This is a genomic window from Azospirillum thiophilum (assembly GCF_001305595.1).
In the GTDB taxonomy this organism is placed as follows: Bacteria; Pseudomonadota; Alphaproteobacteria; order Azospirillales; family Azospirillaceae; genus Azospirillum; species Azospirillum thiophilum.
On record NZ_CP012401.1, the window covers coordinates 1,279,751 to 1,298,500 of the forward strand.

The window sequence follows — 18,750 nt, forward strand, 5'->3', positions numbered from 1 at the left end:
GGGGATATTTCCTTTCGCGATCTCCTCAAAGCCTGCACTGCATATGCAGTCCTTTCTTGACATGAGAAGATTGGAAATACTCCTCTACCTTTGGATTTATTTTCGATTGTTCTGACGACGCTCTGGGGGGAGCATCTCATGCGATACAGCCGGAAGCTATTTTTGTGCCTCCTTGCCAGCACGGCGCTGACGGGCGGTTCGGTCTGCGCCGAAATCCTGACCAGCGGCACGACCTCGCCGACGTTCGGCACGGAATCCAACTCCACGGTCGCGGGATCGGTCGGGGTCGGAATCGGCGGGACCGGCACGCTCACCGTCAACCGCGGCAGCACCCTGACCACCACGGGCGCCGGCAACGGCGTCATCCTGGGTACGGGGAGCTCGTCGGCATCGGGCACCGCCCTGGTCAGCGGCGGCGGACGGATCGATTCGCTGTTTTTTGGGGTCGGCCTGGACGGCAACGGGACGCTGCAGGTCAGCGGGACCGGATCGCGGATCGTCGCGACGACCGCGAACGGCCTGCAATTGTCGCCCAGCCAGTTGGACGGCGGTGGCATCCAGGTCGGCCGCAACTCCGGCAGCGTCGGCCAGTTCAACGTCCTCAATGGCGCAACGGCGACGGTGGAAGGCGGCGCGCAGGGCTCCACCGCTCTCGGCTCCTACATGAACATCGCGCGGAACCAGGGCAGCCGCGGCTCGGTGCTGGTCGAAGGAACCGGGTCCACCCTGACCTTCACCCAGGCGCGCCTGCCGAACTTCGCAGCCGGCGAATATGAGCCGTCGGTGTCGATCGGCCGGGGTGGCAACGGCGCCATGATCCTGCGGAACGGCGGCACGGTGGCGCTGACCGGCGGCGTCGGGCCCGCCAGCCTTTCGGTGGCCCGCGACGCAGGGGCGCTCGGCACTCTGGAAGTGACCGGCTCCGGCAGCCAGCTCCTGATGAGCGGCACCGGCACGAGCAACAATCCGGTGGCGATCAGCATCGGCCGTGGCGGCAGCGGAAGCGCCACGGTTTCGCAGGGCGGCCTGCTGTCGGTGGACGCCGGCAGCGGTGTCGCCAATGTGTCGGTCGGGCGCGACGCCGGTGCGGTGGGAACCCTCACCGTCAGCGGATCCGGCTCCCGGATGACGGTGAACGGCAGCGGGAGCGGCGTGGACACCACCTGGATGAGCGTCGGCCGCTACGGCACCGGCAGGCTGGTGGTGGAGGACGGGGCCACGCTGACCGTGAACAACGGCGATGGCATCTATGGCGGGCTGGTGTTCAGTGGATCCCGGACCATCTCCGCCAGCGAGGCTGGAAACGCGTTCGCGACGATCCAGGGCCGCGGCACCACGGTCAACGTCCAGGGATCGAGCGCGGTCTTCTCGGTCGGAGAATCGGGGCGGGCCGACGTCACCGTCACCGACAACGCGACCGTCAACACCCTCGACCTCAGCATCGGCTCGAACTCCGGGGCGGCCGGCACGTTGATGGTGTCGGGCGGCGGCTCCGTCCGGCTGTCCGGCACCGACTCCAATGGCGGCCTGGGGGCCGCCGCCTTGGTCGGCGATGCCGGCACCGGCATCCTGACGGTGTCGGGCGGCGGATCGCTGGTGGTCGATGCGGCGGCCAGCGGGTCGCGCAACGGCGTGTTCGTCGGGGCGCGATCCGGCGGCATCGGCACCCTGACGGTCACCGGCAGCGGCTCGCTCGTCGATGCCGGCAGCCTGCTCGGCGTCGGCATCGGGCAGGATGGCCGGAACGGCGGCGCCGCGACGGTCACCGTCTCGGATGGCGGCGAACTGCGCGCCGGCACCGTTCTGCTCGGCAGCGCCACCGGCACCGCCAGTACCTCGAAGATATTGTCGGTCCTGAACGGCGGCAAGGTCACCGCCGGGGAGGTGCAGGTCAATCCGGGCGGCCGCCTGGTCGGCACCGGCACCGTGGCCGGCCGGGTGACCCTGAACGGCGGCGTGCTGTCCACCGGTTCGTCGATCGGCACGATGACGATCGGCAACGGGCTGACCGTCAATTCCGGCACCGTGCTGGTCAAGGTCAACGGCGCCGCAGCCGGTCAATACGATATCTATGCCGTCAACGGTGCCGCCACCTTCAACGGCGGCACGGTCACGATGCAATTCGCCGACAATCTGCAGCCTGCCGACGGCGACCGTTACCATTTCCTGACCACGACCCAGGGCGCCGAAGGCCAGGCGGCCGTGGTCGCCCAGGCCAACCGGTCCGGCGTGGCCGTCGAACTGGTTCCGACCGCCCAGCCCGGCAGCTTCGATCTGGTGGTGACCGGCGGCGGCACCGCGGCGGCAGCCACCGCCGAAGCGGTCAGCAACACCGCGCAGGAGCAGGGCCGGGCCACCGTCCGGTCGGTGGTGACGTCGGTGTCCACCCGCATCCGCGACACATTCACCGCGCGCCGCGGCGACACGAAAAGCGGGTCGCCTCAACAAGTCGGCCTTGCCGCGGGCGACACGCCCGGCCAGGGGGCGGCGGTCTGGGCAGACGGCGGCTTCAGCCGCCTGCGCAACGAGAACTCCTCGGACGGCTTTTCCGGCTATACGCGCAACCTGCTGTTCGGCGCCGACTATTCGGTCGCGGATGGCTTCGTCGTCGGCGGCGCCATCGGCTGGGAGCGGTCGACCCTGTCGCTGCGCCTGAACGACGGCAAGCGGACGGGGACCGGCATCACCGCGGTCGGCTATGCCGGCTACCAGTTCACCGACTGGCTGAACGCCGACGTCCAGGCCGGCGCGACCCGGTTGACGAACACTTTGAAGCAGTACCGGGCCGGAACCGCCGATGAAGGCCGATTCGCCAGCACCCGTCTGTTCGCCGCCGCCAACCTGAACGCGACGTGGCAGATGGGCGATGTCGGGCTGGCCGCCCTGAGCGGAGTCAGCGTCAGCCGTGAGACTTTCGCCAGCTATGAGCTGTCGGGCGGTTCCCGCGTCAGCCCGGACAGTGTCTATCTGGGGCAGGTGAGGGCGGGCGGCGAGGCGTCCTACCGGTTCGATCAGGTCACCCCCTATGTCTCGGCCGTCTACGAAGTGGATGTCCGCAATTCGTCCGGCGGCGACCGCAGCGGCGCGATCCTGGGCGGCGGCCTGCGCTCCACTCCGATGGACAACCTGACCGTCGGGCTCTTCGGGTCGGCCCAGGTCCTGCGCAAGGACGACAAGGCCTACACGGTGTCGGCCAACGTCCGGTACGCGTTCTGAGCAGTCCCTCTCCCGCGCTGCCGGCTCGTCCGGGCGCGGGAGAGGGTCACCCCGCCTGCGACAAACGGTACAGGACAAGGGCGTCTTGCTGGTTGGAGGGTGCGCTCACCGCCATCCAGCCGTTGCGTTCATAGAAGGCGCGGGCGGCGGCATTGCGGGCGGCGCAGGCCAACTCTGCCGGGCGCTGGCTGTCGCGCAACAGGCCCAGCGCTTCGCGCAGCAGGGCGGAACCGATGCCGCGCTTGTGCCAGCCGGGGTCGATGAACAGGTTGTGGATGACGCGGGCCTGCGGGTCGAGCGAGACGAAACCGACCACCAACCCGGCGACCTCGGCGACCAGCACCGTATCCTCGCGCACGCAGTCGTAATAATCGTTCAGTCCGAAGCGGTCGGCGGGGTGCCAGGAGAAGGCTTGGCGGCGGCCATGCAGGAAGATCTCGGCACAGCGCGCCGCATCGGCGGCGCGGGCGGAACGGATTGCGATGCGTACCCCTGTCCCGGCCGGCATGCCCCCTCCTTCCGTCCAGTGCGGTCGATCATGGGATCAACCGGGCACGGATCAGAATATTCCCGCGGCGGGCTGTCCGGGAGCGCTTCTTTCGTCGGGTCTTGCCGGCGGCGGGGGGCCGGCTCAGCGGACCGTCTTGTCTCCGCTGGGGCCGCCGGCGGGATCCCGGGCAGGCTCGTTGGCGGCGCTGCCCAGCAACCCGACCTCGCGGTAATAGCGTTCCGCTCCCGGATGCAGGGGGACCGAGACGTTGGCCACTGCGCGGGCGGGATCGAAGTTCCGGCCCTGCGGGTGCCCGTCGGCCAGGATGCGGCGGGTGTTCTCGTGCCATAGGGCCCGGACGACGCCATAGATCAACTCGGGATCGCGGTCGGCGCGGGTCAGCAGTTCCGCCCCCAGGCTCAGGGTCGGGGTGGGAGCGCTGCCGGGATAGGCGTTGGCCGGGATCTCGTCCTCGATATAGAAGCGCAGGGTGCGCATCAGCCGGGCGGCCGGTTCGCCGTCCAGCGGCACCAGCCGGATCGGCACCCGTGCCGCCACGTCGCTGACCGCCGCCACCGGATAGCCGCCGACCATGAAGAAGCCGTCCAACTCGCCCTTCGCCAGCCGGTCGGCCGCCGTGCCCGGCTTCAGGTAGAGGGGGGTGATCGTCGTTTCCGACAGGCCGTAGGCATCCAGGATCAGCCGCGCTTCGACCAGCGTGCCGGATCCTTCCTCGCCTATCGAGATGCTGCGGCCCTTCAGGTCGGCCATGCGGTCGATGAAGCCGTCGGAACGGACGACGACCTGGATCGCCTCCGCATAGAGCATGCCGAGCGAGCGCAGTTCGGCGAAGGGGCGCTTGCCGGTGAAGGTGCCGGTGCCGCTGTAGGCCCAATAGGCGACGTCGGCCTGGGCGAAGCCGGCCTCCACCGTGCCGGCGCGCAGCATCTCGACATTGTCGACCGAGCCGTTGCTGGCCTGTGCCACCACGATCAGGCCGGGGATGCCGCAACTCCCCCCCTTGTCGCAGGGGCGGGAGCCCGGCGGATTGGAGATGGCGTTGGCGATCAGCCCGCCGATCGGGAAATAGGTGCCGGCGGTGGTTCCGGTGCCGATGCGGAAATAGCGGAGCTCCTGTGCCGCGGCCGAACCGTCTCCGGCGGGCAGCAGCCCGCCGGAGAGCGTCAGCAGGGGCGACAGCGCCAGCCCGCCCAACAGGCGGCGGCGGCCCAGGGAACAGGTCGGGGGGTGCGCATCGGGATGCGCCGTCGGTCCCGGTGGGGGCTCCGGCGGGGTGGGGCAGGCTTTGGCGGCTGCGCGGGGCACCGGGTCGTCCCGTTCGTCTGGGGTGGGAAGGGCGTCCCTTCAAGATTTCCGCGCAACGCCGTCATTTCAAGGCGCAACCGGTCAAATCACGCCGACGAGGTCGAGAACGCCGGCGACTGCTACCGCACCGCCACACACACGGACCCCCCGCTCCGACTCGGCCTGCGCCACCGCGACCGACAGGCCGAGCCCGCCGCAGGCCACCAGCATCAACCCGGCGGCGAAGCCGGCCCAATAGAGCGGCGGCCCCTGGTGGGCGTGGCCGTGGAACACCGCGGCGACCGCCCCCAGCAGGACCGCCAGCGCGGCCGGTGCCCGCACCCCCAGCGCCACCAGCGATCCGACCACGATCAGCGAGGCAGCCAGCCCCGGCCCGGCATAGGGCAGCCGCAAGCCCATCTGTGCGGCGATGCCCGACGCCAGCGCGGCGGTCACGGCGGCGGCCGGCACCTGCCAGACCGCGGTTCCGCCGGTCTGCCCCGCCCACATCCCGATGCCGAGGATGCCCAGCAGATGCTGAATCACCCAAACCGGCGTGGTCAGCCCGTTCCCGAAGGCCCCCGTCACCGTTGTCATGTGCCCGCCGCCTCCAGTCTCCGTCCGTCCGGGAGCCGGTATGGCGGCAGAGGAGGCTTGGGGTCAAGCGGCGGAGACGGCTCAGCGTAGATGGCCCAGCGGAGGAGTCGCTAACGCGCCAGCGGATCGCCCCATTGGCGCAGGTCGTTCTCGCGCTTCATCAGGTCGCGCTGGCCCAGCGGATCGAGCCGGCCCATGGCGTCGTCGGTGCGCATGCGGTCCACCTCCGGCCGGATCAGATCGCGCTTGAAGGCGTCGGTGGCGCCCTGGGTCGAGGGCGGAGGGGGCACCGGCACCGGGCGCGGCGGCCGGGGCAGGGCCGCCGGGTCGGGCGGGGGCGACGAACTGCCGCGCCGGCGCTTGGGTGGCGTCTGGTCGGCGTCTCCCGAGTCGCGGCGCATCTGCGGCTCGTCGGGCTGCCGTGCCTTGGCTGGGGTGCTCTGCGACTCTTCCGCCTGGATTTGGCTCCAGGTCCGCCGCTCCCCGCCGCCGGGAATGACCGTCTGGTTGTACACCGGCGGGAAGGCCTGGGCGCGGCCGGGGGTGTCGTCGCGCACGTCCGATGGCGCGCAGGCGCCGGCTGCCAGCAGAAAAGCCAGCGGCGCCAGACGGCGGGCGAGGGGCGGGAGATGTGGGTTCATCGACCGAATGTCGGCACCGCAAGCCGTTTCGGCAAGATGCCCCCAAAGGAGGGGCTCCCCTTGCAGCCAAGTCGACGCTAGACTGTTCATTGTTTGTTCCTATCCATTGGTCCGATATGGCATCCCCCGCCCAGCTTCCGCGCGCCTCTCTTTCCCCACTCCGCGGAATCGGCGGGGGTGCGGGGGAGGCTCGCCGCATCCTTGCCCTGTGGCTGCCGCGGCTTCCCACCGATGGCCGGGAGCGGGGAATGCCGGCGGAGCAGCGGGCGCGGCCGTTTGCCCTGCTGCGGATCGAGCGGCAGCGGCGGGTGGTGGTCGCGGTCAACCGCGCGGCGGCGGCGATGGGCATCAGCCCCGGCCACAGCTTGGCCGATGCCCGCGCGCTCGAACCCGGGCTGGAGGTGGCAGAGGCGACGCCGGACACCGATTCGGCGCTGCTCGGCCGGATCGCCGACTGGGCACGGCGCTACAGCCCCTGCACCGCGGTCGACGAGCCGGACGGGGTGGTGATCGACATCACCGGTTGCGCCCATCTGTTCGGAGGAGAAGGGGCATTGGCGGCCGACCTGACCGGCCGGTTGCGGGCCGCCGGCTTCGCCGCCCGCGCGGCCATTGCCGCCACCCCGACGGCTGCCTGGGGGATCGTCCGCTTCGCCGATGCCGAGGAGCGGCGGCGGGAGCGGCTGGACGGCCTGCCGCTTGCCGCCCTGCGCCTGCAGGCGGAGACGGTGGAGGCGCTGCATGCGCTCGGCCTGCGCCGGATCGGCGACCTGCACGCCATGCCGCGCGCCGGGCTGGCCGCGCGGTTCGGAGAAAAGTTGCTGCAACGCTACGATCAGGCCTTCGGCCGGCTGGACGAGCCGATCTCGCCGCGCCGGCCGGTGCCGGCATTCCGCGAGCGCCTGTCCTTCGCCGAGCCGATCGCCACACCCGAATCGATTGCCGGCGCGCTCCGCCATCTGCTGCGGCGGCTTTGCGCCGGGCTGGAGGCGGCCGGGCAGGGGGCACGGCGGCTGCGGCTGGATGCCCATTGCATCGACCAGCGGGTGGACGACGAGCCGCAGGGGCTGACGCTCGGCACCAGTCGGCCGGCCCGCGATCCGGCGGTGCTGGCCCGGCTGTTCGCCCCCCTGCTGGAGCGGATCGAGCCCGGCCCGGGGCTGGAGACGCTGACCTTGGCCGCGACCGAGACGGAGCCGCTCGGCGCGATCCAGATCGGCATGGATGGCGAGGGGGCGGATGGCGGGCTGGTCGAACTGGTGGACCGCCTGGTGCTGCGGCTGGGGGATCGGGCGGTGCTGCGGTTGGTGCCGCGGGAAAGCTGGCTGCCGGAACGCTGCGTCGCGCCCCTGCCGCCGGGGCAGCCGGTGCCGGCGCCGAAGCCCTGGCCGGCCGGCCGGCCGCGCCCGCTGCGCCTGCTGACACCGCCCGAGCCGGTCGAGGCCATCGCCCCGCTGCCCGACGACCCGCCGTTGCAGTTCCTGTGGCGCGGCGTGCGCCATCGTGTCCGCCGGGCCGATGGGCCGGAGCGGATCGAATGCGAATGGTGGCGCCCGGAAGGGTCGCTGGGGCTCGCCGTCCGCGATTATTATCGCGTGGAGGATGGCGACGGCCGCCGCTTCTGGCTGTTCCGCGCCGGGCTGTACCGGCCGGGGGAAAACCCGCGCTGGTTCCTGCACGGGTTCTTGGGGTGAGGGGCTTTTTACCCCCTCCCTAACCCTCCCCCGCGTTCCGCGGGAGAGGGGACTGCCGCTGTACGTCCTGCAAAGCTCCTGCCTCCTCCATCGCCGAGGGCGGGGGAGGGATGGGAGGGGGTACACGGGCTAAGAACTTACCCCAGCCCCTTCTGCCCCATCTCCAGGAACTTCTCGCGGCGCTTGGTGCGCAGCGCCGGGCCGTCGAGCCCGTCCAGTTCGCCCAGCGACTCCTCGATGCAGTCGCCCAGCTTCCTGATCGTCTCGGCCGGGTCGCGGTGGGCGCCGCCGATGGGCTCGCTCACCACATGGTCGATGACGCCCAGTTCCTTCAGGTCCTGGCTGATCAGGCGCAGCGCGATGGCCGCCTCGCCCGCCATGTCGGAGCTGCGCCACAGGATCGACGCGCAGCCTTCCGGCGAGATCACCGAATAGATGGCGTGTTCCAGCATCAGGACGCGGTCGGCGGTGGCGATGGCGATGGCGCCGCCCGAGCCGCCCTCGCCGATGACCGAGGCGATCATCGGCACGGACAGCCGCAGGCAGCGCTCGATGCTCTTGGCGATGGCCTCGGCCTGGCCGCGCTCCTCCGCCTGGACGCCGGGGAAGGCGCCGGCGGTATCGACCAGCGAGACGACCGGCAGCTTGAAGCGGTCGGCCAGATCCATGAGGCGCTGGGCCTTGCGGTAGCCTTCGGGCTTCGCCATGCCGAAATTGTGGCGGACGCGCGTCTCGGTGTCGTTGCCCTTTTCCTGGCCGATCACCACGACCGAGCGGCCGCGGAAGCGCCCCAGCCCGCCGATGACCGCACGGTCCTCGGCGTAATGGCGGTCGCCGGCCAGCGGCGTGAAGTCCTCGATCAGGCCATGCACATAGTCCAGGCAGTGCGGACGATTGGGGTGGCGGGCCACCTGAACCTTCTGCGCGGGCGTGAGCTTGGCGTAGGTCTGCCGCAGGAGCTTGTCGACCTTGGTCTGCAGCTTGGCGACCTCGTCGGCGATGTTGATGTCGCCGGCGTTGGTCAGGTGCCGCAACTCCTCGATCTTGCCTTCAAGCTCGGCGATCGGCTTTTCGAATTCCAGGAAGGTCTGCATGCCGGACACGGGTGGTTGGCGAGGCGCACGGAAAATCGCGCGCTTGGTTAGCACGCCCGGCGCGCCTGCGCCACAGCGGAAAGATGCGGGATGCCCCGGGAAGGGTTCCGCGACGAACCCACAGGGTTTATCCTCATCGGCCACGGAACTCCAAGGCCAATCGTTCCCGATGCCATCCTTCAAGGACCATTTCTCCGGCCATGCCGGGGATTACCGCGCCTTTCGGCCCAGCTATCCGGACGGTCTGGCCGCGGCGCTGGCGGACGCGGCGCCGTCGACCGGGCTGGCCTGGGATGCCGGTTGCGGCAACGGACAGTTCTCCACCGCGCTGGCCGCCCGCTTCGCGGCGGTCCATGCCACCGACGCCAGCGCCGACCAGATCGCCCGGGCCGAGGCACATGACCGCGTCCGCTACGCCGTCGCCCCGGCGGAGGACATCGGCCTGTCCGATGGCGGCCTGCCCGATGGCTGCTGCGACCTGATCGTCGCGGCGCAGGCGGCGCACTGGTTCGACCTGCCCCGCTTCTATGCCGAGGTCCGGCGGGTGGCGAAGCCGGCGGCGGCGGTGGCGCTGGTCTGCTACGCGCTGCAGCGGCTGGACGACCCGGCGCTGGATGCGGCGGTCGAGCGTTTCCACAACGGCACGCTCGGTCCCCACTGGCCGGCCGACCGCTGGAAGGTGGTGAACGGCTACCGCGACCTCGACTTCCCCTTCCCGGCGCTGCCGGTGCCGCCGCTGGCGATGGAGGCGCTGTGGTCGCTGCCGCGGCTGCTCGGCTATATGAGCACCTGGTCGGGGGTGAAGGCGGCCGCCAGGGCGACGGGTCGCAACCCGCTGGAAGAATTCGCGGAGGAGATCGCGCCGCTGTGGGGCGACCCGGAGACGGAGCGGCGTATCCGCTGGCCGCTGACGGTCCTGTTGGGCCAGGTGGGGTAGGGGGGACGGGTTAGGCCAAGGCTTCGATGCCCCCTCCCTAACCCTCCCCCTTTTCGAGGGAGAGGGGACTGCCGCTTCCTGTCCCTCCACCGCCAAAGGCGTGGGAGGGAGGGGGCCGGCAGCGCCCCTTACGCCCCCTCGGCCACCAGGCGGTCGTAGGCCGGCAGGGTCAGGAAGTCGGTGAAGTCGTCGCGGGCGACCAGATCGCGGAAGAGGGCGGCGGCGTCGGCATAGCGTCCCCCCATATAGGGTTCGGCGCCGACGCGGTCCTTCCAGGCGGACAGTTCCTCGGCGATGATGCGGTCGACCAGACCCATGGTCACCGCCTGCCCGTCGTCCAGCAGAGTGCCGGTGTGGACCCATTGCCAGACCTGGGTGCGGCTGATCTCCGCGGTGGCGGCGTCCTCCATCAGGTTGAACAGCGGGACGCAGCCCAGCCCGCGCAGCCATGCTTCGATATAGCCGATGCCGACCGCCACGTCGCTGCGCAGGCCGGCCTCGGTCCTGGGACCGGGGGGCACCGCCAGCAGGTCGGCGGCGGTGACGACGACGTCGGTGCGCTTGCGGGCGATCTGGTTCGGCGTCGGCATGTAGGTGTCGAACACCTCGCAGGCCACCGGCACCAGCCCGGGATGGGCGACCCAGGTGCCGTCATGGCCGTTGGACGCCTCGCGCTCCTTGTCGGCGCGCACGCGGGAGAAGGCGATCTCGTTCGCTTCCGGATTGCCCTTGACCGGGATGAAGGCGGCCATGCCGCCGATGGCCGGCGCGCCGCGGCGGTGGCAGGTCTTGATCGCCAGCTGGCTGTAGGCCGACAGGAAGGGGGTCGCCATCGTCACCTCCGCCCGGTCGGGCATGACGGCGGCGGGGTCCTTCCGGAACTTCTTGATGAAGCTGAAGATGTAGTCCCAGCGCCCGCAGTTCAGGCCGGCGGAATGCTCGCGCAGTTCGTAGAGGATCTCGTCCATCTCGAAGGCGGCCAGGATGGTCTCGATCAGCACCGTCGCCTTGATCGAGCCGTGGGGCAGGTGCAGGTACTCCTCCGCCACCAGGAAGACCTCGCGCCACAGCCGCGCCTCGAAATGGCTTTCCAGCTTGGGCAGATAGACATAGGGGCCGCTGCCGCGAGCCAGCAGTTCATGCGCGTTGTGGAAGACATGCAGGCCGAAGTCGAACAGCGCGCCCGACATCGGCTCGCCGTCCATCAGCACATGGCGCTCCTCCAGATGCCAGCCGCGCGGGCGGATCTTCAGGACCGCGGTCTTGTCGCTGAGGCGGTATTTCTTCCCGCTGGCAGGATCCTCGTAGGAGATGGTCCGGCGCACGGCATCGCGGATGTTGATCTGCCCCTCGACCAGATTGGTCCAGGTCGGGCAGGTCGCATCCTCATAGTCGGCCATGAAGACTTTGGCGCCGCTGTTCAGCGCGTTGATGACCATCTTGCGGTCGACCGGGCCGGTGATCTCGACCCGGCGGTCGAGCAGATCGACCGGCAACGGGGCGATGGTCCAGTCGGCCTCGCGGATGGCGCGGGTCTCCGGCAGGAAATCGGGCTTGTGCCCCTGGTCCAGCAGCGCCTGCCGCTTGCTCCGCACGTCCATCAGCCGCTGCCGCTCAGGCCCGAACCGCCCCTCCAACTCGGCAAGGAAGGCCAGTGCCTCGGGCGTCAGGATCTCCTCGAAACCCGGCTTGACCGGACCACGGACCTCAAGGCCGGACATGCTGGTGGCCATCGCGCTGCTCCCCTTCCCGTATCGTGACGAACCGCTTTGCGACGGTTGAGAACCCGGTATAGCACGGCCTGCCTGCCGGCCGGGGACGGCCTATGGTCGCAGAGGGGGGATCCTTCGGGAGATTCCGGGAGGTGTCCCGCCGGACGAATGGAACATTTGAAACCGTATGGAACAGAATCGGCCGCGCTGTTCACTGTTCCATCCGCGGCGGCGGGGCGGGGAGGCCGGGGATTGCGGGGCGGGGCATTCGGGGGGCTCCAATGGCTGGGGAAGGGGTGGTCTTTTCCTATCACGAAGCGGAATTCCGCGTAAGTTTGGGCTGAAAATCCTGAGGTGACGGAATCAGCCCGTGCTTCTTCAGCATGCCGCGAAGCTGGTGGTAGCCGAGGCCGAGGGCGTCGGCGGTCTGGCGCTGGTTGAAACGGTGACGTTCCAGGGCCTCGCGCAGCAGGGCGGCCTCGAACTCGCGGACCCGGTCGAGAATGTTGCCGTCCGGGGCGCTGGGCCCATCCGGCGCAGGCTGCTCCGAAGCAGGCTGGTCCGGAACGGAGGCGGCAAGCGCCCGCGCCGTCGGCATGGCGGCCGGACGCCAGGGTGAATCGAAGGGGTCGAGGATGATGTGGTCGAGCGGCTCGTCGGGATCGGCGGCGGCGACCGAGCGTTCCACCGCGTTGCGCAGTTCGCGCACGTTGCCGGGCCAGTCATGGCCGCGCAGGCGGTCGAGCGCCGCGGCGGTGAAGCCGTGGAACAGCGGGCGTTCCAATTCGCGCACCATGCCCAGCGCGAAATGCTCGGCCAGCGGCGGGATGTCGTCGGGCCGGGCACGCAGCGGCGGCAGGGTCACCACGTCGAAGGCCAGCCGGTCCAGCAGGTCGGCGCGGAACCGCCCGTCCGCGGCCAGCGCCGGCAAATCGGCGTTGGTGGCGCCGACGACCCGGACGTCGACGGTGGCGGTGCGGCCGCCGACCCGCTCGATCTCGCCATATTCGACGGCGCGCAGCAGCTTCTCCTGAACGGCGGGGGAGGCGGTGGCTATCTCGTCCAGGAACAGGGTGCCGCCGTCGGCCTGCTCGATCCGACCGATCTGGCGGCGGGTGGCGCCGGTGAAGGCCCCGGCCTCATGCCCGAACAGCTCCGAATCGAGCAGCGACTCGGGCAGGGCGGCGCAGTTCACCTTGACGAAGGGGCGGTCCCACCGTTGCGACAGGTAATGCAGGCGGGCGGCGATCAGCTCCTTGCCAGTTCCGCGCTCCCCGATCACCAGTACCGGCCGCTCCAGCGGCGCCACCCGCGACACATGGGCCAGCGCTGAGAGGAAGGCCGGCGATTCGCCGAGCAGCGAGGGTGGGTTGGGAATCATCGCGCTTTTCGCCGGAAGTTCACTGAAATGGCGATTGTATCGCTGAAATGGCGATGCGGCAACCCGATGCATTGTTGGGTGCCGAACGGTGAAAACCCAGTCATGGCAACGGGTTGGAGGGGAGCGGCGCGACTTGGCACGGCGGTTGCGATGAAGGCTGCAAAGGCAAGGAGATCACACATGAGCGACTTCAGCGATTTCCGCCGCCGCTATGGCGGTCACCGTTCCGACAGCGCGCAGGGTCCTTCGACGGGCCGCCCGACGCTGCGGCGCGTGCGCAACTACCTCGCCACCCGGCCGGCGGAAAGCTGGCTGTTCTTCTTTGCCGGCATCGTCGCCGGCGCCATCCTCGGCTGATTCACAGGATACAGACCATGAGCATCTTTTCGCGCCTGACCGACATCGTGCAGTCGAACCTGAATTCCCTGCTCGACCGCGCCGAGGAGCCGGAGAAGCTGATCCGCCTGATCATCCAGGAGATGGAGGACACGCTGGTCGAGGTGCGGTCCTCCACCGTCAAGATCATCGCGGAGAAGAAGGAGATCGAACGCCGCGTCGCCGACCTCCACCGCGAGCGCGACGAATGGGACCGCAAGGCCGAGGTGGCGCTGACCCGCGACCGCGAGGATCTGGCCAAGGGTGCCCTGCTGGCCAAGTCGAAGGTCGCCGAGCAGGCCGACACGCTGACCGAGCAGCTGGTGCAGGTCGAAGCCGCGCTGGCCAAGGCCAACGAGGACATCGGCCGGCTCCAGGCCAAGCTGACCGACGCCAAGACCCGCGAAAAGGCGCTGGTCGCCCGCACCCAGACCGCCAGCAACCGGGTCAAGGTCCGCACCGTCCTGCATGACGAGCGCATCAACGACGCCCTGTCGCGCTTCGAGCAGGTCGAGCGCAACCTGGACGAGATGGAGGGCCGGGTCGAGGCCTATGACGTCGGCCGCACCAAGAGCCTGACCGAGGAGATCGCCGAGCTTGAGGCGGCGCACAAGGTCGAAGAGGATCTGGCTGCGCTGAAGGCGCGGATCGCCGCCCGCCGCAACGGCTGACCGGTCGGTTCCGGCAGCGGGGCGGGGCGGCGACGCCCCGCCTCCTTGTACTCACGACAATAAGAAGGCCCGACGACCATGGGGATCCTGGGTTTCGTCCTTGCGGTGCTGTTCATGGTGGTGGTGGCGCCGGTCTGGATCGTCTTCCACTACATCACCAAATGGCGGTCGCAGCGCGGGCTCACGGCGCAGGACGAACGGCTGCTGGCCGAGCTGTGGGAAATCTCCAACCGGCTGGAGACCCGCGTCCAGACGCTGGAACGCGTGCTCGACGCCGAGGCGCCGAACTGGCGCAACAAGGTGTGATGGGGTGGGATGTCGGCTGGCGATTGCCCCCTCCCTAACCCTCCCCCGCTCTCAGCGGACCTACGGTCCGCCTGCCGCGTCAGCACAAAGCAGAGCTTTGTGCGAGAGCTTCGAGGGAGAGGGGACTGCCGCCGAACCCCTGCAAAGCTTCTGCCCCCTCCATCGCGAAGCGGGGGAGGGACGGGGGCAACCAGGGCAACAGCCGCAGCACTTCCTGTACCAACCTGAAACTCAACGAAAGGAACGAGGCCGCCATGGACCGCACGTCCCCTTACGACTCGCCGAATCCGCACCGGCTCTACCGCGATCCGCAACGCGGGGTGCTGGGTGGGGTGTGCAAGGGCGTCGCCGATTATTTCGGCGTGCGGCCGGGCGTCGTCCGGCTGCCGATGCTGTTCGGCCTGTTCATCTTTTCGGTGCCGTTGGTGATCGCCTATGTCATCGCGGTGCTGGTGCTGCCGGTCCGTCCGGCGCAGCTCTATCGCGATTCCGAGGAGGAAGCCTTCTGGCGGACGGTATCGACCAAACCCGACCGCACGCTCGCCGGCCTGACCCAGCGCTTTCGCGACATGGAGAAGCGGATCGTCGGGATGGAGGCCTATGTCGCCTCCAAGGAGTTCGAGCTGAACCGCGCGATCCGCGATCTGGACCGCTGACCGCTCTTCGCGTCAAACCCTGCCGGCTGTCAAAACCTCCCGGTCAAGCCAAGCCGATCCGCCCATCCCATCATTGCAGGGATCGGTTGTGGGGCCGGCCTGCCGGTGCCGTCAGCGGCGCTGGCGGCGCCGGTCGCGGACGCGGATCGGAATCGGTTTCGGGGTGGGCATCGTGGCGATCAGACCGGCCAACGCCGCAGCCGCCGCCACCGCACCACCGAGCAGAACAAGATCCATCATAGACCCTCCACCATCGAGATCCCTGCGTTCACCCACATGGTGAAGCAAGATGATTAGAACATGGTAGCGAAAAGAGAGGCTGGCAACAGGTCTCCAACGGGACACCCCTGCATGGGATACGCAAGACGGCATCGGGGCCTTGATCCAAATCACGGGCATGGCCGTTATTGAAGGTCAGGACCGATACGATCCTTCCCCGATGGGTCGGACAGGTCAATCGGGGATGACCCGCACTTCGTCCAAGTCCCCTTCGTTCATGTCCCTTCGTTCATGTCCCTTCGTTCATGCCCTCTCGCGATGGAGCCCGCCCGCCATGTCCGAAACCGCCATCCGCCCGCAGTCCGCCCGGCGGCGGAAGTCGCTGGTTCTGCCCGCCCTGCTGCTGAACGGCTCCTCGGCGGTGGTGACGGTGCTGCTGTTCGTCCTGCTGCTGTCGCTGGTGGCGCCGCCGATGGGCATCAACGCGCCCGGCGCGCGGATGGCCCTGTGGGCGCGGCTGGCGCTGTGGCCGGCGCTGGTGCTGTTCGCCATGGTCTTCGGCGTGATGGCGATGCGCGGGCGCACCCAGGCCTTCAACCCGATCGAGGATCCCGAATCGCGCGGCCAGCGCGTCAGCCAGCGGGTGCTGGCCAACAGCGTGGAGCAGACCGCCATCTTCCTGCCGGCGCTGGCCGCCCTGGTCGCCACCCTGCCGGTGCCCTCGATGGGAGCGGCGGCGGTGGCGACCGGGCTGTTCGTGCTGGGGCGGCTGCTGTTCTGGGCGGGATACCTGATCCATCCCTTCGCGCGGGCGCCTGGCATGGCGATGACGCTGACCGTCACTCTGATCGTGCTGGGCTGGGCCGTTCTGCTGCAGCTGGGCGGGATGCAGCCGGGCGGCTGAGGGGCTTGCGGTTGAGGGGCTTTTCCATCGACGCGCCGGAGGGGGCCGCGGTCTTCGCCAGATGCAGCCAGCGGCGGTAGGCCTCGACGCCGACCGGGGCGCGGTGCTTCAGGCCGATGCGCAGGATCTCCGGCAGGGCCAGCAGCACCTTCAGGTCGGTCAGGCGCGGCCCCCGGCGCAGGTTCTTCCAGCTGTTGCCGGCCCAGCTCCGCGCCAGCCGCCATGCCAGCAGCGGGGCCGGGCAGCGTGCCACCTCGCGGATCAGGTCGTTGCGGTGGTTGTAGAAGCGCTCCAGCCCAGGCTTGCGGCCCTTCTCGCTCTTGTCGTGGTAGACCATGACGCCGGGCAGCGCCACGACGCGGAAGCCGGCGCCGACCAGACGCAGGCAGCGGTCCTTCTCCTCCCCCTGGCGGTAGAGCTCGGGCATGTAGAGCCCGACCTTCTCGACCGCGCTGCGCCGCAGCAGATGGCCGCAGCCGACATACCACGGCACGTCGAAGGGGGCGGCGGCCTTGGGGAAATAGACCAGCCCGTCGCGCGTCTCGATGTTGCAGGCCACGGCGGCGACGTCGGGATTGTCCTGGAGATGGGCGACGCAGCGGGCGAGCCCGTCCGGCTCCTCGAACCAGCTGTCGTCGTCGACCGACAGGATGCAGTCCCCGGTCGTGTTCACGAAGCCGAAGTTGCGGGCGAGGATCAGCCCGCCATTGTGCGGCTGGCGGATGTAGCGGACGGTGGGGAACTCCGCCCGCATCATCGCGCCTGTGCCGTCGCTGGAGCCGTCGTCGATGACGATGATCTCCATCGGCGGCGCGGTCTGGGCCATCAGCCGGGTCAGGGCGATGCGTAGCTCCGGCCCGCGGTTGTAGGTGGCGATGACGGCGCTGACGGTCAGCGTCATGACGGCTCCCTTCCGGCAAGATTGGGCTGCCCGGCAAGATTATGACGCCCGGCAAGATTGGGCGGCGCCACCACCGGTCCCAGCGGGTCGTCGTCCAGGATCCCCCAGGCGCGCAGCACCCGTGTCAGCCCGATCCACAGCAGGATCGGCAGCAGCGAGAAGAAGCCGAACTTCACGATGGTGATGTTGCCGTCGCGGAACCATTGCAGGCACAGCGGCAGGAAGGCGCAATAGAACAGCACGGCATAGCGGTTGCGGAAGCCGCTGACCCAGAACCAGCGGTGCAGCCGCCCCAGGATCAGGCCGACCGCGACCATGGTGACGATCATGCCGATCCAGCCGGCGCTCATCCAGCCGTCGCCCGGCAGCGAGGTGGTCAGGTTGTAGAAGACGCCGTAGTCGTTGAGGTCGACCCACTTCACCGGCGCGCCCACCGGCTTGCCCGGCCACAGCAGGCGCGGAATCGGCTCGGTGAACAGCTGCAGATACTGGGTGAACCAGGTGTAGGTGGCCGACTGTTTCGGCACCACCCACAGGATGTAGGAGAGGAAGTCGAAATTCGCCAAATCCTGGCCGGCCAGCGCGTCGATCGCCCGGCCGCCGCCGCTGCCGCCGTTGAAGCGCAGCAGGACCGACGGCGGCGCGTCGCCGGCCAGCACGTCGCGGAAGGCGTCGCGGTTGTTGCCGAGCAGCGTGAACAGCCCCATCACCGGCACCGCCGCCAGCACATGCCACAGCCGGAACCAGCGGGTGCGGGTGCGGTACAGCAGCAGCAGCACCAGCCCGAGGATGCCCATGATGATCGCCCAGCGCCCCCAGCCGAGATAGGCGCGGTAGGCGACGAAGCCGGCGAAGGGGAGGAAGGACAGCGGGTGGAAGCGGCAGATCCAGATCAGCCCGAGCGTCAGCGGCAGGCCCATCGAATGGGCCTCGGCGATGTAGCCGGTGGTGTTGGTGTAGATCGGCTGGCCGGTCAGCGGATCGCGTTCCATCTGCACGTCGCCGGTGCCGTCGAAACTGGCGCCGCCCTGGCGCTGGATCGCCGAATAGATCGCCAGCGGCGCCAGCAGCGCCGCGGTGGTCAGGAAGGCCACGATGTCGACCCGGTCGAAGACGAAGGCCGGCGCCGGCTCGCCGTTCGGGGTCCAGTCGGGCCTGGCCAGCCCGGCCCAGGCGCAGGCGGCGGAAAAGGCGACCAGCGCCACCGAGCTGACCACCAGCGTCATGACGAACTGCTGCTCGTCCGGCCAGAAGCCCATGAACAGCCACACGTCGTCGAAATGCTGGGTGTGGACCAGGATCGGCCGCATGACGAAGACCAGGGCGTGGAAGATCAGGTACAGCGTCAGCGGATGGAACATCGACGCGCTGCCGGTGCTGAGGAACACCACGGCCACCAGCACCAGCACCAGAACCTGCGCGATCAGCGCCATTTCGATCATCGGCACACCGTCCCCGGTTACGGGCTTGGCCCGACCTGGGCCGGACGCGGGCGAAGCCGGACGACCGGCCGGTCGGGCTGGGAGGAAAGCCAGCCTATACGTCCCATCCCGTCGCGGCAGGGGTGCAGAGGGCGTGGCCCCTTCGCACCCGCACACCCCCTTCGCGCTTTTGCCGGTGCGGCGGCGCTGGGTCAGTCTCCCCCCTTCGG

General features: G+C 69.5%; 18 protein-coding genes. 8 read left to right on the top strand and 10 right to left on the bottom strand.

The window, feature by feature from the left end; translation table 11 throughout:
• Window positions 1–138 precede the first annotated feature (138 nt).
• Window positions 139–3,216, top strand: coding sequence for a beta strand repeat-containing protein (locus AL072_RS05920; RefSeq protein WP_144428156.1), 3,078 nt, complete (start codon window positions 139–141; stop codon window positions 3,214–3,216).
• A gap of 46 nt (window positions 3,217–3,262) precedes the next feature.
• Here the strand turns inward: AL072_RS05920 and AL072_RS05925 are convergent, their stop codons facing one another.
• The 4 genes from AL072_RS05925 to AL072_RS05940 form a co-directional block, all read right to left on the bottom strand.
• Window positions 3,263–3,724, bottom strand: coding sequence for a GNAT family N-acetyltransferase (locus AL072_RS05925; protein ID WP_045581113.1), 462 nt, complete (start codon window positions 3,722–3,724; stop codon window positions 3,263–3,265).
• A 123-nt stretch (window positions 3,725–3,847) separates the two neighbouring features.
• Window positions 3,848–5,032, bottom strand: a complete 1,185-nt coding sequence (locus AL072_RS05930; protein ID WP_052709928.1) for a TAXI family TRAP transporter solute-binding subunit — start codon at window positions 5,030–5,032, stop codon at window positions 3,848–3,850.
• An 81-nt stretch (window positions 5,033–5,113) separates the two neighbouring features.
• Complete coding sequence (locus AL072_RS05935) at window positions 5,114–5,608, bottom strand: HupE/UreJ family protein (protein WP_045581112.1); 495 nt, start codon at window positions 5,606–5,608, stop codon at window positions 5,114–5,116.
• Window positions 5,609–5,718: 110 nt separating this feature from the next.
• Window positions 5,719–6,249: a hypothetical protein gene (locus tag AL072_RS05940; protein ID WP_045581111.1), complete on the bottom strand. Its 531-nt coding sequence runs from the start codon at window positions 6,247–6,249 to the stop codon at window positions 5,719–5,721.
• Window positions 6,250–6,497: 248 nt separating this feature from the next.
• Between AL072_RS05940 and AL072_RS05945 the strand changes: the two genes are divergently transcribed.
• Window positions 6,498–7,943: a Y-family DNA polymerase gene (locus AL072_RS05945; protein ID WP_045581110.1), complete on the top strand. Its 1,446-nt coding sequence runs from the start codon at window positions 6,498–6,500 to the stop codon at window positions 7,941–7,943.
• Between the two features lie 137 nt (window positions 7,944–8,080).
• Here the strand turns inward: AL072_RS05945 and AL072_RS05950 are convergent, their stop codons facing one another.
• Window positions 8,081–9,037: an acetyl-CoA carboxylase carboxyltransferase subunit alpha gene (locus AL072_RS05950; RefSeq protein WP_045581109.1), complete on the bottom strand. Its 957-nt coding sequence runs from the start codon at window positions 9,035–9,037 to the stop codon at window positions 8,081–8,083.
• Between the two features lie 169 nt (window positions 9,038–9,206).
• On the opposite strand from AL072_RS05950, the gene AL072_RS05955 reads away from it, so the two are divergent.
• Window positions 9,207–9,974: a class I SAM-dependent methyltransferase gene (locus tag AL072_RS05955; protein WP_045581108.1), complete on the top strand. Its 768-nt coding sequence runs from the start codon at window positions 9,207–9,209 to the stop codon at window positions 9,972–9,974.
• A 128-nt stretch (window positions 9,975–10,102) separates the two neighbouring features.
• Here the strand turns inward: AL072_RS05955 and aceB are convergent, their stop codons facing one another.
• Together aceB and pspF are read right to left on the bottom strand one after the other, a co-directional pair.
• Window positions 10,103–11,707: a malate synthase A gene (aceB, locus tag AL072_RS05960; protein WP_045581107.1), complete on the bottom strand. Its 1,605-nt coding sequence runs from the start codon at window positions 11,705–11,707 to the stop codon at window positions 10,103–10,105.
• Window positions 11,708–11,996: 289 nt separating this feature from the next.
• The gene (gene pspF, locus AL072_RS05965) at window positions 11,997–13,067 is read right to left on the bottom strand and encodes a phage shock protein operon transcriptional activator (protein WP_045581106.1); all 1,071 of its coding nucleotides are present in this window, start codon (window positions 13,065–13,067) and stop codon (window positions 11,997–11,999) included.
• Between the two features lie 180 nt (window positions 13,068–13,247).
• Here pspF and AL072_RS35165 point away from each other — a divergent pair, with 180 nt between their 5' ends.
• From AL072_RS35165 to pspC, 4 genes are all read left to right on the top strand, one after another.
• Window positions 13,248–13,424 (top strand): hypothetical protein, encoded by a 177-nt coding sequence (locus AL072_RS35165; RefSeq protein ID WP_167543366.1) that lies wholly within the window; start codon window positions 13,248–13,250, stop codon window positions 13,422–13,424.
• 17 nt (window positions 13,425–13,441) lie between these two features.
• The gene (pspA, locus tag AL072_RS05970; RefSeq protein ID WP_045581105.1) at window positions 13,442–14,113 is read left to right on the top strand and encodes a phage shock protein PspA; all 672 of its coding nucleotides are present in this window, start codon (window positions 13,442–13,444) and stop codon (window positions 14,111–14,113) included.
• Between the two features lie 78 nt (window positions 14,114–14,191).
• Window positions 14,192–14,419 carry an envelope stress response membrane protein PspB gene (gene pspB, locus AL072_RS05975; RefSeq protein WP_045581104.1) on the top strand — a complete coding sequence of 76 codons (228 nt, stop codon included), beginning with the start codon at window positions 14,192–14,194 and terminating at the stop codon, window positions 14,417–14,419.
• A gap of 254 nt (window positions 14,420–14,673) precedes the next feature.
• Window positions 14,674–15,075 (top strand): envelope stress response membrane protein PspC, encoded by a 402-nt coding sequence (gene pspC, locus AL072_RS05980; protein WP_045581103.1) that lies wholly within the window; start codon window positions 14,674–14,676, stop codon window positions 15,073–15,075.
• Window positions 15,076–15,186: 111 nt separating this feature from the next.
• Here pspC and AL072_RS35945 read toward each other — a convergent pair whose 3' ends face one another.
• Entirely contained in the window at window positions 15,187–15,315 is a 129-nt protein-coding gene (locus AL072_RS35945; protein WP_281178655.1) for a hypothetical protein, read from the bottom strand.
• A gap of 313 nt (window positions 15,316–15,628) precedes the next feature.
• Between AL072_RS35945 and AL072_RS05985 the strand changes: the two genes are divergently transcribed.
• Window positions 15,629–16,198 (top strand): MAPEG family protein, encoded by a 570-nt coding sequence (locus tag AL072_RS05985; RefSeq protein WP_045581102.1) that lies wholly within the window; start codon window positions 15,629–15,631, stop codon window positions 16,196–16,198.
• Here AL072_RS05985 and AL072_RS05990 read toward each other — a convergent pair.
• Window positions 16,134–17,099: a glycosyltransferase family 2 protein gene (locus tag AL072_RS05990; protein WP_045581101.1), complete on the bottom strand. Its 966-nt coding sequence runs from the start codon at window positions 17,097–17,099 to the stop codon at window positions 16,134–16,136. The genes AL072_RS05985 and AL072_RS05990 overlap by 65 nt on opposite strands.
• Window positions 17,096–18,541, bottom strand: a complete 1,446-nt coding sequence (locus tag AL072_RS05995) for a membrane protein (RefSeq protein ID WP_045581100.1) — start codon at window positions 18,539–18,541, stop codon at window positions 17,096–17,098. The genes AL072_RS05990 and AL072_RS05995 overlap by 4 nt, the downstream gene beginning before the upstream one ends.
• Window positions 18,542–18,750: the final 209 nt, after the last annotated feature.

Excerpts from the sequence above, each read along its gene's own strand:
- AL072_RS35945 (WP_281178655.1), bottom strand. The coding sequence starts at position 15,315 with ATGATGGATCTTGTTCTGCTCGGTGGTGCGGTGGCGGCGGCTGCGGCG.
- AL072_RS05955 (WP_045581108.1), top strand. The coding sequence starts at position 9,207 with ATGCCATCCTTCAAGGACCATTTCTCCGGCCATGCCGGGGATTACCGC.
- pspB (WP_045581104.1), top strand. The coding sequence starts at position 14,192 with ATGGGGATCCTGGGTTTCGTCCTTGCGGTGCTGTTCATGGTGGTGGTG.
- AL072_RS05950 (WP_045581109.1), bottom strand. The coding sequence starts at position 9,037 with ATGCAGACCTTCCTGGAATTCGAAAAGCCGATCGCCGAGCTTGAAGGC.
- AL072_RS05990 (WP_045581101.1), bottom strand. The coding sequence starts at position 17,099 with ATGACGCTGACCGTCAGCGCCGTCATCGCCACCTACAACCGCGGGCCG.
- AL072_RS35165 (WP_167543366.1), top strand. The coding sequence starts at position 13,248 with ATGAGCGACTTCAGCGATTTCCGCCGCCGCTATGGCGGTCACCGTTCC.
- AL072_RS05920 (WP_144428156.1), top strand. The coding sequence starts at position 139 with ATGCGATACAGCCGGAAGCTATTTTTGTGCCTCCTTGCCAGCACGGCG.
- AL072_RS05935 (WP_045581112.1), bottom strand. The coding sequence starts at position 5,608 with ATGACAACGGTGACGGGGGCCTTCGGGAACGGGCTGACCACGCCGGTT.
- aceB (WP_045581107.1), bottom strand. The coding sequence starts at position 11,707 with ATGGCCACCAGCATGTCCGGCCTTGAGGTCCGTGGTCCGGTCAAGCCG.
- AL072_RS05985 (WP_045581102.1), top strand. The coding sequence starts at position 15,629 with ATGTCCGAAACCGCCATCCGCCCGCAGTCCGCCCGGCGGCGGAAGTCG.
- pspA (WP_045581105.1), top strand. The coding sequence starts at position 13,442 with ATGAGCATCTTTTCGCGCCTGACCGACATCGTGCAGTCGAACCTGAAT.
- AL072_RS05945 (WP_045581110.1), top strand. The coding sequence starts at position 6,498 with ATGCCGGCGGAGCAGCGGGCGCGGCCGTTTGCCCTGCTGCGGATCGAG.
- AL072_RS05940 (WP_045581111.1), bottom strand. The coding sequence starts at position 6,249 with ATGAACCCACATCTCCCGCCCCTCGCCCGCCGTCTGGCGCCGCTGGCT.
- AL072_RS05925 (WP_045581113.1), bottom strand. The coding sequence starts at position 3,724 with ATGCCGGCCGGGACAGGGGTACGCATCGCAATCCGTTCCGCCCGCGCC.
- pspC (WP_045581103.1), top strand. The coding sequence starts at position 14,674 with ATGGACCGCACGTCCCCTTACGACTCGCCGAATCCGCACCGGCTCTAC.
- AL072_RS05995 (WP_045581100.1), bottom strand. The coding sequence starts at position 18,541 with ATGATCGAAATGGCGCTGATCGCGCAGGTTCTGGTGCTGGTGCTGGTG.
- pspF (WP_045581106.1), bottom strand. The coding sequence starts at position 13,067 with ATGATTCCCAACCCACCCTCGCTGCTCGGCGAATCGCCGGCCTTCCTC.